The following is a 15,004-nucleotide window of genomic DNA, read 5'->3' as shown; positions in this document are numbered from 1 at the left end:
TCAGGCGTGCCCGTTGAAGGCGTCGCGCATCCGGGAGAAGAAGCCGCCCTGCTTGGTCAGCTCGGCGACCTCCTCGCCGCGGGTCTTGGCGAAGTCGCGCAGCATCCGCTCCTGGTCGGCGTCGAGCTTGGTCGGGGTACGCACGTCCAGGTGCACGTAGAGGTCACCCCGGCCGGTGCCGCGCAGGTGCGGTACGCCCCGGGCGCGCAGCCGCAGCGTGCTGCCGGGCTGGGTGCCGGGCTTGACGTCGACGGTCTCCTCGCTGTCCAGCGTCTTGATGGTCAGCCGGGTGCCGAGCGCGGCGGCGGTCATCGGCACCGTCACCCGGCAGTGCAGGTCGTCGCCCTTGCGGGAGTAGACGTCGTGCGGCCGCTCGTGGATCTCCACGTAGAGGTCGCCGGCGGTGCCGCCGCCCGGGCCGACCTCGCCCTGCTGGGCCAGGCGGATCCGCATGCCGTCCTCGACGCCGGCCGGGATCTTGACGGTCAGCGAGCGGCGGGTACGCACCCGGCCCTCACCGGCGCAGGTCGGGCAGGCATGCGGGATGGTGGTGCCGTAGCCCTGGCAGACGGTGCACGGCCGGGCGGAGACCACCTGGCCGAGGAACGTGCGCTGCACCGACTGCACCTCGCCCCGGCCGGCGCACGCCTCGCAGGTGGCCAGGTGGGTGCCGGCGGCGGTGCCGGCGCCGGAGCAGGTGGTGCAGAGCACCGCGGTGTCGACGGTGATCGGCGCCTCGACGCCGAACGCGGTCTCGTTGAGGTCCAGTTCCAGGCGCAGGATCGCGTCCGCGCCGGGCCGGGTGCGCGGCCGGGGTCCCCGGCTGCCGCCCGCCGCGCCGCCGAAGAACGCGTCCATGATGTCCTGGAAGCCGACGAACGGACCGGCGCCGCCGGGCCCGCCCGGGCCGCCCATGCCACCGCCGCCGGGGGCGAGCGGGTCGCCGCCGAGGTCGACGATCTGCCGTTTCCGGTCGTCCGAGAGGACCTCGTACGCGGCGTTGATGTCCTTGAACTTCTCCTGGGCCTCCGGGTCCGGATTGACGTCCGGGTGGTACTGCCGCGCCAGCTTGCGGTAGGCGCGCTTGATCTCGTCGTCGGAGGCTTCCCGGCTCACGCCGAGAATGCCGTAGTAGTCCCTGGCCACTGCGTTAGGTGTCCTCATGTTCGTCTCGCGTCGCTCCGGTCGTCGGCCGCAACCGGCCGTCGGCCCTGACTGGTCAGTTCTGGGCCAGCAGTTCGCCCACGTAGCGTGCCACGGCCCTCACCATGGCGATATTGCCGGGGTAGTCCATCCGGGTCGGCCCGAGCACGCCGAGCCCACCGACGATGGTGCTGCCCGGTCCGTAGCCGGTGCTGACCACCGAGGCGGCCCGCAGGTTGTCGAACTCGTTCTCGTCGCCGATCAGCACGCGGGTGGTGCTCGGCTCGGTCTCGCCGATCAGTTTGAGCAGCACTACCTCTTCTTCGAGCGCCTCCAGGATCGGCCGCAGCGAGCCCTGGAAGTCGAGCAGGCCGCCCCGGGTGAGGTTGGCCTGGCCGGCCAGCGCGAGGCGCTCCTCGTGCCGTTCCACGAGCGTCTCCAGCAGCACCGTGGACAGCGTGGTCATGGCCGGGCGCAGGTGCGGCGCGGACTCATCCACCAGGGCCTGCACCAGCGGCGGCGTCTCGGAGAGCTGGCTGCCGACGAGCTTCTCGTTCACCAGCCGGCGCAGGTCGGTCACGTCGTCGGCGGGAACCGGGGCGGGCAGCTCGACGAGCCGCTGCTCGACCCGGCCGGTGTCGGCGATCATGACGACCATCAGCCGGGTGGTGGAGATCGGCACGAGTTCCAGGTGACGCACCTTGGACCGGGCCAGGCTCGGGTACTGCACCACGGCGACCTGCCGGGTGAGCTGGGCGAGCAGCCGGACCGTGCGGTGCACCACGTCGTCCAGGTCGACCGCGCCGACCAGGAAGCGCTCGATGGCGCGGCGCTCGGCGGGGCTGAGCGGCTTGACCCGGGAGAGCCGGTCCACGAAGAGGCGGTAGCCGCGGTCGGTGGGCACCCGGCCGGCGCTGGTGTGCGGCTGCCGGATGTAGCCCTCCTCCTCCAGCACCGCCATGTCGTTGCGCACCGTGGCCGGGGAGACGCCGAGCTGGTGCCGCTCGACCAGGGCCTTGCTGCCCACCGGCTCCTGCGTGGCGACGTAGTCCTCGACGATCGCGCGCAGCACGGCAAGTTTGCGGTCGTCGAGACCCATGTCCCCACCTCCTGACACACCTCGGCCGGGCCGGCACGCGGCATCCGCCGGGCGGCTGGCACTCGACTGTAGCGAGTGCCAGTCTACGTCGGCACCCCCACCGACGCGATGATCGCCTGACGGACCTGCGGTGCGGCCCACCACACCGCGCGGCACGCCAGGGCCGAACAGCCGGTCACGCTCGGTCTGTGTCGCCCTGGTGCGACTTGCCCGCTGGCCCTACCGTGACCTCCATGACTGAACCTCCTCGCCCTCCCGGAGCAGGGGACTCCGGCCCCCAGCCCGACCCGTCGGCGCCCTACGGCTCCGGCGAGCCGCCCACCGCTCCACTGTCCGGCGCGCCGGGCGCGGGCGGGTATCCCCCGCCCGGTGACTATCCGCCCCCGGGCGGCTACCCGCCCCCCGGTGCCCAGCCTCCGCCGGGCGGCTACCCGCCCCCTGGTGGTTACCCCCCGCCGGCCGGCGCGCCGGGCTACGGCGCCGGTGGCGGCTATCCCGGCGGTGGCGGCTACGGCCCGGCCGGGTACGCCAACAACGACGAGAAGACCTGGGCCCTGGTGGCGCACTTCGGTGGCGCCGCGGGCGTCATCATCGGTGGCGGTCTGCTCGGCTGGGTCGCCCCGCTGATCGCGATGATGACCCGCGGCCAGCAGTCGCCGACCGTACGCGCCCACGCGGTCGCGGCGCTGAACTTCCAGATCACCTGGACCATCGCCAGCGTCCTCGCCTGGGTGATCACGGTCATCACCTGCGGGATCCTGTTCTTCGTCCCGATGCTGGTCTGGCTGGTGCCGTTGATCTTCGGGATCATCGGCGGGGTCAAGGCCAACGAGGGTGTGCTCTACCGCTACCCGATGACCTACAACTTCGTGAAGTGACACCGCCGGCCGGCCGAGGGGGCGGCCGGCCGGCGCCGGTCACGGCAGCAGGTCGCGTACCACCGCGTCGGCCAGCAGCCGTCCGCGCAGCGTCAGCACCACAAGCCCCCGCGCGTACGCCCCGGCGTCGAGCAGCCCGGCGTCCCGGGCCCGCTCGGCGCCCGCCCGGCCGGGCTCGTCCAGCACGTCCAGCGGCAGCCCGGAGGCGAGCCGCACCCGCAGCATCACGTCCTCCATGTGCTGCTCGTCCGCGCTGAGCACCTCCCGGGCCAGTGCCGGCGAGGCGCCCTCGGCCAGCCGCGCCGCGTACGCGCTCGGGTGTTTGACGTTCCACCAGCGCACGCCGCCGACGTGGCTGTGCGCCCCCGGGCCCAGGCCCCACCAGTCGGCGCCGGTCCAGTAGAGCAGGTTGTGCCGGCACGCCGCCGCCGCCGAGCGGGCCCAGTTCGACACCTCGTACCAGGAGAAGCCGGCTGCGCCGAGCGCCGCCTCCGCGGCCAGGTAGCGGTCCGCCGCCACGTCGTCGGAGGGGTACGGCAGCTCGCCCCGGCGCATCCGCGCGGCCAGCCGGGTGCCGTCCTCCACGATCAGGGCGTACGCGCTGACGTGGTCCACCCCCGCGTCGACCACCTGGGCCAGCGAGGCGGCGAAGTCGTCTGCCGTCTCGCCCGGCGTGCCGTAGATCAGGTCCAGGTTCACGTGCTCGAACCCGGCGTCGCGCGCCTCCAGCGCGGCGGCGGTGGCCCGGCCCGCGCTGTGCCGCCGGTCCAGCACCGCGAGCACCCCGGGCGCGGCGGACTGCATGCCCAGCGAGATCCGGGTGTAGCCGGCCGCCCGCAGCGTCTTGAGCGACTCCGGGGTCACCGACTCCGGGTTGGCCTCGGTGGTCACCTCCGCGTCGGCGGCCAGCCCCCAGACGCGGTCGATGCCGTCGAGGATCCGGGCCAGGTCGTCGGCGGGCAGCAGGGTCGGCGTGCCGCCGCCGACGAAGACGGTGTCGACCCGCTGCGGCGGCGAGTCGCCCAGCACCCGGGCGGCCAGCGCCAGCTCGGCCAGCACCGAGTCGGCGTACGTCTCCCGGCTCGCCCCGCCGCCCAGCTCGGAGGCGGTGTACGTGTTGAAGTCGCAGTAACCGCACCGGCTGGCGCAGAACGGCACGTGGACGTACACGCCGAAGCCGCGCGCGCCGACGGCGCGACGGGCGGTGGCGGGCAGCGATCCGTCGCGCGGGACGGGTTCGCCTTCTGGAAGGACGCCGGGCATGGCCACTAGTGTGCCCGGCATGACCTCTCCGGACGCTCTCGTGCGAGTCGCCACGGCCCGTGGGGTGACGACACTCACCCTGGACAGCCCGCACAACCGCAACGCGCTCTCCACGCCCCTGATGACCCAGCTGCTGGCCGGGCTCGCCGACGCGGTCGCCGACGACGCGGTACGCGCGATCGTGCTCGACCACACCGGCCCGGTCTTCTGCTCCGGCGCCGACCTGAAGGAGACCGCCGCCGCGTACGCCAGTGGCACGGTGCCCGCCGGGATGCTCGGCGACGTGCTGGTGGCGGTGCGGGAGTGCCCGAAGCCGGTCGTCGCGAAGGTCGCCGGGCCGGCCCGGGCCGGCGGGCTGGGCCTGATCGCCGCCGCCGACCTGGCGGTCTGCGCGCAGGAGGCGACGTTCGCGTTCACCGAGGTGCGGATCGGGGTGATCCCGGCGGTGATCTCGGCGACCGTGCTGCCCCGGCTGGACCAGCGGGCCGCCGCCGAGCTGTACCTGACCGGCGACACGTTCGACGGCCGCCGCGCCGCCGAGGTCGGCCTGGTCACCGCCGCGGTGCCGGCCGACGAGCTGGACGCCGCCGTCGAGCGCTACTGCGCCTCGCTGGTCAGGGGCGCGCCGGGGGCGCTGGCCGGGGCGAAGGAGCTGCTGCGCCGGCCCGCCGCGACTGACCTGCGGGCCGAGATCGCCGAGTTGGCGGCGCTGTCCACCGGGTACTTCCTCTCCGACGAGGGGCGTGAGGGCGTCATGGCGTTCCGGGAGAAGCGACCCGCCGCCTGGGTGCCCGCCGGAGACTGAGGTGCGCGGCGGGGCCCGGCTGGTCACCTTCGGTGGTGGCGGGCCCCGCCCGGCGGCACGGCGCCGGTCACGTGGTGGCGGGACGGCCACTCGGCCGAGACGCGGCGGCGCGGGGCCGACGTACGCTTGTCGGACTGTCGGGACAGGGGGTGCGGGTGCGGACGCGAGCGGCGATCGTGGCATCTGGTGTTGCGGTGTGCGTACTGGCGCTGCTCGCGGTCTATGTCGTGACCAAGCAGTTCGGCGAGCACCTGCGGCTCCCCCTGGCCAGCCGGACCTGCACGGTGCAGGCCGACGGCGAGGTGGTGCTCGGCGCCGACCAGATGGCGAACGCGGCGACCATCGCGGCCATCGGCATGCAGCGCCGGATGCCCGAGCGGGCGGTGGTGGTGGCGCTGGCGACCGCGTACCAGGAGTCGCACCTGCGCAACATCGCGCACGGCGACCGCGACTCGCTCGGCCTGTTCCAGCAGCGCCCGAGCCAGGGCTGGGGCACCCCGGAACAGGTCCAGGACCCGCGGTACGCGGCGAACAAGTTCTACGCCGCGCTGAAGAAGGTCAAGGGCTGGGAGCGGATGCGGGTCACCGACGCCGCCCAGCGGGTGCAGCGGTCGGCCTTCCCCGAGGCGTACGAGAAGTGGGCCGACGAGTCGGAGGTCCTGACCCGCGCGTTGCTCGGCCACGCGACCGGCGCGGTGGCCTGCACGGTGAGTTCGCCGCCGACGATGCGCGGGCCGGCCGCCGCCAGCGCCGTGCTGGAGAGCCTGTCGCTGGACTGGGGGCTGCCCCGGCTGGCCACGGCGACGGACCTGACCGCGCTCACCGTGCCGGCGGGCGACGACCGCAACGGCTGGCGGTACGCGCACTGGCTGGTCTCGCACGCCGACGACCACGGCGTGAAGAAGGTCCGCTTCGGCAACCTGGAGTGGACCGCCGAGCAGGGCTCCTGGGCCCGGGTGAAGGGCGACCCGGCCACCGAGGTACGCGCCGAGGTGTTCGCCGCGGCCTGACCGGCCGCCGCCCTCAGCCCTTCACAGCTCCCGCGACCAGGCCGGAGACCATCCGGCGCTGCACCAGCAGGAAGAAGACGATCACCGGCAGGGTGAACAGCGTGGACGCGGCCATCACCGAGCCCCAGGCGGTGTCGTCGCGGCCGAAGAAGAACGTCATCGCCACCGGCAGCGTGTACTTCTGCTGGTCGTTGATGAAGGTCAGCGCGAAGATCAGCTCGTTCCAGGCGGTGATGAACGAGAAGATGCTGGTGGCGACCAGGCCGGGCGCGACCAGCGGGAACAGCACCTTGCGGAACGTCTGGGCCCGGCTGGCGCCGTCGATGGCGGCGGCCTCCTCCAGTTCCTTCGGCACCGCTGCGACGAAGCCGCGCAGCATCCAGACCGCGAACGGCAGCGAGAAGCCGAGGTACGTGAGGATCAGGCTGGGCAGCGTGTTGTAGAGACCGAGCCGCTGGATCATCAGGAACAGCGGGATGACCAGCGCCTCCAGCGGGATCATCTGCACCACCAGCAGCATGATCAGGAACGTGGTGCGCAGCTTGAACCGGAACCGGGCCACGGCTGTCGCGGCGAGCAGCGCGACCAGCCCGCTCAGCAGCACCGTGGCCCCCGCGACGAGCACGCTGTTGAGGAAGAAGTCGGTGAACGTCACGCCCGGGATCAGGTTGCCGGTGAGGATCTCCCGGTAGTGCTCCAGCGTCGGCTCGGCCGGCACCGGCCGGGGCGTGGACGAGAAGATCTCCCGGTTGGGCTTCAGCGACGTCGCCACCATCCAGTAGACCGGGAACGCGGCGAAGAGCGCGACCAGCAGGCCCGCGCCGTTGAGGGCGATCTTCTTCATCATTCGTCCTCCTGCCGCAGCACCATGCGGACGTACAGGGCGGTCACCACGAGCAGGATCACGGTGAGGATCACGGCGATGGCAGAGCCGAGGCCGTACTTCGGCGGCGGTGAGAACGCCTCCGCGTACGAGTAGATCGACAGCATGAACGTCGACCGGTCCTGGGTGCCGCCGGCCAGCACGAACTGCTGGGTGAAGACCTTGAAGTCCCAGATCGTGGAGAGCACCACGAGGATGCCGAAGACCGGCCGCAGGATCGGGAACGTCACCTTCCAGAACACCTTCCACGGGCCGGCGCCGTCGACCCGGGCCGCCTCCTGCAACTCCGCCGGCACGCTCTTGAGCCCGGCCAGCACGCTCACCGCGATGAACGGGAACGAGTGCCAGACCACCACGAGCGTCAGGATGGCGAAGAACAGCAGCGGGTCGTTGAACCAGCCGTACCCGGTCCAGTCGCTGCGCCCGAACAGCGCCGTGGACAGCCCGTCCGGGAGCTTGTTGAACAGCCACGTGACCAGGCCGCTCGTGTCGTCGAAGATCCACTTCCAGACGATCGTGCCGGTCAGCGCCGGGGTGGCCCAGGCGAGCATCACGCAGCTCGCCACGAACGTGGCCATCTTCTTGCCCAGGCGGTTGAGCAGCAGCCCGACCAGCGTGCCGAGGACCATCGTGAGCGCCACGTTGGCGACCGCGAACAGCACCGTGTTGCGCAGCACCGTACGGAAGAACGGGTCGCCGAGGATCTGCGCGTAGTTGGCCAGGCCGATCCACGGCCACTCGCGGTCGCCGCGCAGCTGCCGGACGCTGTCCAGCTTGTGGAAGGACATCCACACGACCTGGCCGAGCGGCCAGAGCAGCAGCACGGCGATGATCGCCAGGCAGGGCAGGAGCAGCAGGTACGGAAGGTGGTCCACCCGGCGACGGCGCCGCCGCGCGGGGGTCTCCCGCGCGGCGGCCTCGCCGGTGGCCTCGGTCAGCGTGGTCACTTGGCGTTGAGGATGCTTTCGATCTCGGTGGCCGCGTCGGCGGTGGCCTTCTCGACCGTCTTCTGGCCCTTGATGACCGAGCTGTTCATCGCCTGGGTCACCGTCTTGGTGCGGCTGACCTCGACCCACTTCGGGGTGAGCGGGGTCAGCTTGGTGTTCTGGATGGCCGTGGCGAACGCCGCCATCACCTTGTCGTTGGCGTAGTCACCGCTGCTGACCAGGTCCTGGTAGACCGGGAAGAACCCGAGGCTGCTGGCGAACTCCTTGTCCTTCTGCTTGCTCAGCAGCACGGTCATGTAGTCCCAGGCCAGCGCCGCCCGCTCGCTGTCCTTCCAGATGGCGATGTCGGAGCCACCGGCGAACGCCGGGGCGGCCTTGCCGTCCGGACCGGGGATCGGGAACGTGCCCCAGACCTTCTCGATGTCCGGGTTGTCCTTCTTCATCGCGCCGCCCTGCCAGCTACCGGCGAACGCCATCGCGGCCTTGCCGGTGGCGAACTGGGTACGGGCGTCGACCTCGTTCCATCCGGCGGCGGCCGGCGGGGCGACCTTGTGCACTGTCACCAGGTCGGTCCAGAACTTGACCGCCTTCTGCGCCTCGGGGGTGTTGTAGCCGGACTTCCAGCTGTCCCCCTCCTTGGTGGCGATCTCCGCGCCGGCACTCCAGAGGAAGGAGTAGAACGGCAGCTCGGAGTTGCCGGGCAGGGCGATGCCGTAGGTGCCGGGCTTCTTGGCCTGCACGGCCTTCGCGGCGGCGACCATCTCGTCCCAGGTCGTCGGCGGCTTCACGCCGGCCTCGGCGAACCAGTCGGTGCGGTAGTAGACGGCGCGCACGCCGGCGTACCACGGCACGCCGTACTGCTTGCCGTCGAGCTGAGCGTTCTTGACCAGGTCGGGCAGGATGTCCTTGCCCTCGGACCAGGCGTTGAACTTGTCCGAGACGTCGGCCAGGGCCTCCTGAGCGGCCCAGCCCTGGGTCTCGGTGTTGCCCAGCTCGGTGACGTCCGGGCCCTCGCCACCGGCGAGCGCGGCCTGGAACTTCTTCGGCGCCTCGAGCCAGGGGATGTACTGCACCACCACGTCGGTCTCGGGGTGCTTCTTCTTGAACTCCGCCTCGACGCTGTCGAGGAACGCGGTCTGGGCGTCGCCGCCCTCACCCATCATCCACACAGTGAGCTTGCTGTTGTCGGCGGCCTTGTCGTCGTCGCCGGAGCCACCGCACGCGGTCAGCACCAACGCGGCCGACGCCACGATGGCGGTGACCGGAGCCAGCCGCTTCCACCTGTTCACGCCATATCTCCCTCAGGGCCGTTTGGCACTAACCTTCTCCGCCGCACCTTAGTAGGAAAATTTCCTTTACAACAGGGGGTGTTCGTGACGGAGGGCACAGGCGACCGTATCGCAGCCGGGGCCCGGCCGACATCGATGCCGTCCGGGCAGTTCAGAGCCCACGAACGCCGACGGGCGCCCGGCCGGTGAGGCCGGGCGCCCGTCGAGGCGCGTGGTGCGGGGTCAGTAGCGCGAGACGCCGCGGCGACGGCCGACACCGGCCACCAGGGCCACGCCGATCGCGGCGAACAGCACCTGCAGCATCAGCTCGCGCCAGTCGATGCCGGCGGTCTCGGCGAAGCCGGAGGCCCGGGCGACGAGCGTGCCCAGAAGCGCGGCGCCGACGCCGATCAGCATGTGCAGCCACATGGGCATGTTCTGCCGGCCCGGCACGACCAGCCGGCCCAGCGCGCCGACGATCAGACCAACGACCAGCGCCGTGATGATGCCCCAAACGGTGAGCTCCATGGTCGCCCTCCTCCTTAAGATCCGGTCACACGTTTTTGTGTGGTTACTGTCGTGATCGCTAAATTCCCGACCGCCCGGAAATCCAAACCGACTCCGATGACGAATTGTTCAGACGTACCCTGACCTGCTGCTTCTCCCCGAAACCGGGCGCGGCGGGCGGGCCCGGCACACCGACGGGGTTCAATGCGCCGAATACGCCGACGGGTGCCCGGCCGATGCGGCCGGGCACCCGTCGAGGCGCGTGATGCGATCAGTAACGCGAGACGCTGCTGCGGCGGCCGACGCCGGCCACCAGGGCCACACCGATGGCGGCGAGCACGACCTGCACGGCCAGCTCGGCCCAGTCGATGCCGGCGGTCTGCGTGGCGATGCCGAGCGCGCGGGCCAGGACGGTGCCCAGCAGCGCCGCGCCGACGCCGATCACCATGTGCAGCCAGATCGGCATGTTCTGCCGGCCCGGCACGACCAGCCGGCCCAGCGCGCCGACGATCAGACCCACGACCAGCGCGGTGATGATGCCCCAGACGGTGAACTCCACGGTCGTCCTCCTAAAGCGATTTCGCACGTTCTGTGCGGTTGCTGTCGTGACCGCTAAGTGCCCGACGCATCGAAAACCGAAACCGGCCGTATCGACCGCCACCCTCCCGACTGACGCGAACCCGCAGGTGGGAGCGCTGCCAGAGGCTGAAAATCTCCTGGGTACGCGAACGGCCGGCGCCCCTGCGAGGGGACGCCGGCCGCTGCGCGGAGCCGGACCGCTACTTCTTGCCGGCGGGCTTGCCGTCACCGGAGTCGGACGAGAGCGCCGCGATGAACGCCTCCTGGGGGACCTCCACCCGGCCCACCATCTTCATCCGCTTCTTGCCCTCCTTCTGCTTCTCCAGCAGCTTGCGCTTGCGGCTGATGTCACCGCCGTAGCACTTGGCGAGCACGTCCTTGCGGATCGCGCGGATGGTCTCCCGGGCGATCACCCGGCTGCCGATCGCCGCCTGGATCGGCACCTCGAACTGCTGGCGCGGGATCAGCGAACGCAGCTTCGCCGCGATCGTCGTGCCGTACGTGTACGCCTTGTCCTTGTGCACGATCGCGCTGAACGCGTCGACCGGCTCGCCGTGCAGCAGGATGTCCACCTTCACCAGGTCCGACGCCTGCTCGCCGGAGGGCTCGTAGTCCAGTGAGGCGTAACCCTTGGTACGGCTCTTGAGCTGGTCGAAGAAGTCGAAGATGATCTCGGCCAGCGGCAGCGTGTAGCGCAGCTCCACCCGGTCGGCGGAGAGGTAGTCCATGCCGAGCAGGCTGCCCCGGCGGCCCTGACACAGCTCCATCACCGCGCCGACGTAGTCGTTCGGGGTCAGCACCGTCGCCCGCACCGTCGGCTCGTACACCTCGGCGATCTTGCCGGTCGGGTACTCGCTCGGGTTGGTGACCACGATCTCCTCGCCGTCCTCCTGGATGGCCCGGTAGACCACGTTCGGGGCGGTGGAGATCAGGTCGAGGTTGAACTCCCGCTCCAGCCGCTCCCGGATGATCTCCAGGTGCAGCAGGCCGAGGAAGCCGCAGCGGAAGCCGAAGCCCAGCGCGCCGGAGGTCTCCGGCTCGTAGACCAGCGCGGCGTCGTTGAGCTTGAGCTTGTCCAGCGCCTCGCGCAGGTTCGGGTAGTCCGAGCCGTCGATCGGGTAGAGCCCCGAGTAGACCATCGGCTTCGGGTCCTTGTAACCGCCGAGCGCCTCCTTGGCCGGGTTGTTGTTGATGGTGACCGTGTCACCGACCCGGGACTGGCGCACGTCCTTCACGCCGGTGATCAGGTAGCCCACCTCGCCGACGCCGAGCGCGTCGGCCTTGACCATCTCCGGCGAGATGACACCGATCTCCAGCAGCTCGTGGACCGCGCCGGTGGACATCATCTTGATCCGGTCCCGGGCCGAGATCCGGCCGTCGATCACCCGGACGTACGTGACCACGCCCCGGTAGACGTCGTACACCGAGTCGAAGATCATCGCGCGGGCCGGGGCCTCGGCGTCACCCACCGGCGGCACGAACTGCCGGACGATCTCGTCCAGCAGGTACGGCACGCCCTCGCCGGTCTTGCCGGAGACCTTGATGCAGTCCGCCGGATCGCCGCCGATCAGGTGCGCCAGCTCCTCGGCGTACTTCTCCGGCTGGGCGGCCGGCAGGTCGATCTTGTTGAGCACCGGGATGATGTGCAGGTCGTTCTCGAGCGCCAGGTAGAGGTTGGCGAGCGTCTGCGCCTCGATGCCCTGCGCGGCGTCGACGAGCAGGATCGCGCCCTCGCAGGCAGCCAGCGAACGGGACACCTCGTAGGTGAAGTCCACGTGGCCCGGAGTGTCGATCATGTTGAGCACGGCCGTCTCACCGGCCCGGTCGCCCTCGCGGATCGTCCACGGCATCCGCACGGCCTGGCTCTTGATGGTGATGCCGCGCTCGCGCTCGATGTCCATCCGGTCCAGGTACTGCGCGCGCATCTGCCGTGGGTCGACCACACCGGTGAGCTGCAACATCCGGTCGGCCAGGGTCGACTTCCCGTGGTCGATGTGGGCGATGATGCAGAAGTTCCGGATGCGCGCCGGGTCGGTGGCACCAGGAGCGTTCGCGCCGGGATCGAGCGTCGGTGGCACAGCGGTCCGTTCTGGTCGGCTGACGTGAGCGGGCCGGCGCGCCGCCGGCCCCCTCCATGGTCCCACGTCGCCCCGGGAGCGCCCGGACTCCCCCTTTACTCCACTGCTATTCCACGGGCGGCTCCACGAAGAGGGTGGCCAGTCTCGGCAGCCGACGCCGGGCCTCCTCCTCGTCGTCGAAGTCCCAGAAGTCGTTCAGGTCGGGCACCGGCACCGGGTCACGCTCGGCCGGCAGGTCGGTCGCGGTGGCCTTCCGGTACGCGTCCCACGGCACCGCCAGCATGTCCTCGCACTCGAACTCCTCGCCGCTGAGCGCCGCCGCCCGCACCTGCGGCAACTCGGCGAGCGAGTCCGGGTCGCCGACCGCCTTGGCGAACACCGCCCGGCCCTGGGTCATCAGCCAGCCCCGGAAATACTCGAAGCCGTCGTCCGAGGCGCCGCCGTTGATCAGGTACGCCGCGCCCCAGAGATCCACCCGGTAGGAGGCGGCGAGCACCCGCCGCTGGTGGTGGGCGTACCCGACGATCTCCTCCGGGTCGCGCTCGGCCAGCAGCGCGACCGCCCGGGCGGCGACCGCGTCGGGCTCTCCCCCGGCCCCGGCGCGGGCGTCGTCGATCAGCTGCCAGAACTCGTCGGTCCTCATGGCAGGCAGTCTGGCAGAGCCCTCCGACGCGCCGGTTCGCCGCGCGCCACCGGTGCGGCGGGGCGGCGCGGCCCGCGTGCGGCAGCATGGTGCGGTGCGTGCGATCTCACTCCCGCCCGTCGCGTACGGGTCGACGGCCGTGCGGCCGGGCTGGGCCGACCTGCCGGCCGGGCTGCGGAACGCGCTGGCCGCCCGGCTCGGCGGCCCACCGGCGGCGGTACGGGTGGCCGCCGGCGGGTTCACCAGCGGATTCGCCGCCGTGCTGACCGGCCCAGACGGTGAGCGCGTGTTCGTCAAGGCGGCGGCGCTGCACGGGCAACGGCACCTGGTCGACTGGTACGCCCACGAGGCGGCGATCCTGGCCCGGCTCCCGGCCGGCCTGCCGGTGCCCCGGCCGCGCTGGGCGCTCACCGAGTCCGGCTGGTACGCGCTGGCGCTCGACGCGATCGACGGGCACACCCCCGCGCTGCCCTGGGCGCCGGCCGAGCTGGACGCCGCTCTCGCCACGTACGCCGAGGTGGCCGCCGCCCTCGCCGACCCGCCTGCGCAGCTGGCCGCGCTCCCGCTCCCCCGGCTCGCGGACCTGGCCCGCGACGACATCCTCTGGTGGGGCGAGGTGGCCGCCGGGCGCGAGCCGCTGCCCGAGCAGGCCGCCGGCGCCCCGCTGGCCGAGCTGGTGGCGCTGGAGTCGCGCCTGCCCGGGTACGCCGACGCGGCCCCCGGGCTGGCCCACGGCGACCTGCGGGTGGACAACCTCCTGATCGACTCCGGCGGGCGCGCCTGGCTGTGCGACTGGCCGTGGCTCTGTCACGGGCCGGCCTGGTTCGACCTGGCCGGGCTGCTGCTCACCGCGTACGCCAGTGGCCTGGACGCGGACGCCGCGTTCGCCGGTCACCCGGCGGTGGCAGGGGCGCCCGCTGATGCGCTGGACGTGACGCTGGCCGCGCTGGCCGGCTACTACCTGACCGGGGCCGCCGCCGAACCGTCGACGGCGTCCCCGCACCTGCGCGCCCACCAGCGCTGGAGCGGCGAGCAGGCGCTCAGCTGGCTGGCCGAGCGGCGAGGCTGGGCCCGGCCCCACCCCGCCGGTTCCCCGTGATCCACCCCGGTTCGGCGAAGTGGCCGCATCCCACCGAACCGGCCCTCTCCCCCCTTGATCCACACCAGCACGGGGAAATGGCCACATCACACCGGCCCTGGCCCCGCCACCTCCCCGAACTGGCGCGCCCGTCCACCGGCCCTCGCCCTTGATCCACACCAGCACGGGGAAATGGCCACATCACACCGGCCCTGGCCCCGCCACTTCCCCGAAGTGGCGCGCCGCTCGACCAGCCTGGAAACGCCGATCGGACTGGTGTGATCGCTGGGTGCGACGGCATGCTGGTGACGGTGGCAGGTGGGCCCCGGCCGGAGGCGTTTTGGCTCGTCGGGGACCGACCTGGTAGCCTGGCTTTTCGCGCGGCGATGACGCATGCTCGTCGTGCGCGAAAGCAGACCAACCCGAGCTATCAAGACGAGGCTGTCGCGTGGCGAACATCAAGTCCCAGATCAAGCGCAACCGGCAGAACGAGAAGCGCCGGCTGCGTAACAAGTCGGTCAAGTCGTCGCTGAAGACCGCCATCCGGAAGTTCCACGAGGCTGCCGAGGCGGGCGACGCCGAGAAGGCCACCGTGCTGATGCGTGAGGCCACCCGGAAGCTGGACAAGGCTGCCAGCAAGGGTGTCATCCACGCCAACCAGGCGGCCAACCGGAAGTCGGCGATCGCCAAGCGCGTCGCCTCGTTCTCTGCCTGACCGGCACCGCAGATCCCGACCGGAAGCCCCGGGGCCATCGAGCCCACGGGGCTTCCGGCTGTCCCACTCCGATCACGCCGCAGATCTTGGTACGAAACGGCCCCCTGA

At 71.6% G+C, this 15,004-nt stretch carries 15 protein-coding genes; 5 read left to right on the top strand and 10 right to left on the bottom strand.

Translation table 11 applies throughout. The features are described 5' to 3' along the window. Together dnaJ and hrcA are read right to left on the bottom strand one after the other, a co-directional pair. Positions 1-1,146 carry a molecular chaperone DnaJ gene (gene dnaJ, locus HA073_RS29070; RefSeq protein WP_176722776.1) on the bottom strand — a complete coding sequence of 382 codons (1,146 nt, stop codon included), beginning with the start codon at positions 1,144-1,146 and terminating at the stop codon, positions 1-3. A gap of 73 nt (positions 1,147-1,219) precedes the next feature. Then, the gene (hrcA, locus tag HA073_RS29065) at positions 1,220-2,242 is read right to left on the bottom strand and encodes a heat-inducible transcriptional repressor HrcA (RefSeq protein ID WP_030503120.1); all 1,023 of its coding nucleotides are present in this window, start codon (positions 2,240-2,242) and stop codon (positions 1,220-1,222) included. Positions 2,243-2,475: 233 nt separating this feature from the next. On the opposite strand from hrcA, the gene HA073_RS29060 reads away from it, so the two are divergent. Beyond that, a complete protein-coding gene (locus HA073_RS29060) occupies positions 2,476-3,120 on the top strand; it encodes a DUF4870 domain-containing protein (RefSeq protein WP_082931180.1) in 645 nt (214 codons plus the stop codon). A gap of 39 nt (positions 3,121-3,159) precedes the next feature. Here the strand turns inward: HA073_RS29060 and hemW are convergent, their stop codons facing one another. Beyond that, positions 3,160-4,383 (bottom strand): radical SAM family heme chaperone HemW, encoded by a 1,224-nt coding sequence (gene hemW, locus HA073_RS29055; protein ID WP_176722777.1) that lies wholly within the window; start codon positions 4,381-4,383, stop codon positions 3,160-3,162. 19 nt (positions 4,384-4,402) lie between these two features. Here hemW and HA073_RS29050 point away from each other — a divergent pair, with 19 nt between their 5' ends. Next, positions 4,403-5,188 (top strand): enoyl-CoA hydratase family protein, encoded by a 786-nt coding sequence (locus HA073_RS29050; RefSeq protein ID WP_166457760.1) that lies wholly within the window; start codon positions 4,403-4,405, stop codon positions 5,186-5,188. A gap of 149 nt (positions 5,189-5,337) precedes the next feature. Further along, positions 5,338-6,198, top strand: coding sequence for a hypothetical protein (locus HA073_RS29045; RefSeq protein ID WP_030503116.1), 861 nt, complete (start codon positions 5,338-5,340; stop codon positions 6,196-6,198). Between the two features lie 13 nt (positions 6,199-6,211). Here the strand turns inward: HA073_RS29045 and HA073_RS29040 are convergent, their stop codons facing one another. The 7 genes from HA073_RS29040 to HA073_RS29010 all read right to left on the bottom strand — a co-directional run bounded on the left by HA073_RS29040 (position 6,212) and on the right by HA073_RS29010 (position 13,103). Further along, positions 6,212-7,045: a carbohydrate ABC transporter permease gene (locus tag HA073_RS29040; protein ID WP_064448692.1), complete on the bottom strand. Its 834-nt coding sequence runs from the start codon at positions 7,043-7,045 to the stop codon at positions 6,212-6,214. Beyond that, positions 7,042-8,028 (bottom strand): carbohydrate ABC transporter permease, encoded by a 987-nt coding sequence (locus tag HA073_RS29035; protein ID WP_166457759.1) that lies wholly within the window; start codon positions 8,026-8,028, stop codon positions 7,042-7,044. The genes HA073_RS29040 and HA073_RS29035 overlap by 4 nt, the downstream gene beginning before the upstream one ends. Continuing rightward, positions 8,025-9,317 carry a sugar ABC transporter substrate-binding protein gene (locus tag HA073_RS29030; RefSeq protein WP_043329000.1) on the bottom strand — a complete coding sequence of 431 codons (1,293 nt, stop codon included), beginning with the start codon at positions 9,315-9,317 and terminating at the stop codon, positions 8,025-8,027. Before HA073_RS29030 ends, HA073_RS29035 begins: the two co-directional genes overlap by 4 nt. Positions 9,318-9,539: 222 nt before the next feature. Further along, positions 9,540-9,824 (bottom strand): GlsB/YeaQ/YmgE family stress response membrane protein, encoded by a 285-nt coding sequence (locus HA073_RS29025; protein ID WP_043328998.1) that lies wholly within the window; start codon positions 9,822-9,824, stop codon positions 9,540-9,542. Between the two features lie 250 nt (positions 9,825-10,074). Then, positions 10,075-10,362, bottom strand: coding sequence for a GlsB/YeaQ/YmgE family stress response membrane protein (locus HA073_RS29020; protein ID WP_043328996.1), 288 nt, complete (start codon positions 10,360-10,362; stop codon positions 10,075-10,077). 220 nt (positions 10,363-10,582) lie between these two features. After that, positions 10,583-12,460 (bottom strand): translation elongation factor 4, encoded by a 1,878-nt coding sequence (gene lepA, locus HA073_RS29015; RefSeq protein WP_069087980.1) that lies wholly within the window; start codon positions 12,458-12,460, stop codon positions 10,583-10,585. A gap of 106 nt (positions 12,461-12,566) precedes the next feature. Further along, positions 12,567-13,103, bottom strand: coding sequence for a DUF4240 domain-containing protein (locus HA073_RS29010; RefSeq protein ID WP_043328995.1), 537 nt, complete (start codon positions 13,101-13,103; stop codon positions 12,567-12,569). Between HA073_RS29010 and HA073_RS29005 the strand changes: the two genes are divergently transcribed. Together HA073_RS29005 and rpsT are read left to right on the top strand one after the other, a co-directional pair. Further along, entirely contained in the window at positions 13,102-14,202 is a 1,101-nt protein-coding gene (locus HA073_RS29005; RefSeq protein WP_240926015.1) for a phosphotransferase family protein, read from the top strand. The genes HA073_RS29010 and HA073_RS29005 overlap by 2 nt on opposite strands. A 427-nt stretch (positions 14,203-14,629) precedes the next feature. Continuing rightward, a complete protein-coding gene (rpsT, locus tag HA073_RS29000; RefSeq protein WP_030503107.1) occupies positions 14,630-14,896 on the top strand; it encodes a 30S ribosomal protein S20 in 267 nt (88 codons plus the stop codon). Positions 14,897-15,004: the final 108 nt, after the last annotated feature.

The sequence above is a fragment of the Micromonospora sp. CMU55-4 genome (genome assembly GCF_011602315.1).
Lineage (GTDB): Bacteria > Actinomycetota > Actinomycetes > Mycobacteriales > Micromonosporaceae > Micromonospora > Micromonospora chalcea.
Note: the sequence above shows the minus strand (reverse complement) of the source record. Positions and strands in the feature narration are given on the sequence as shown.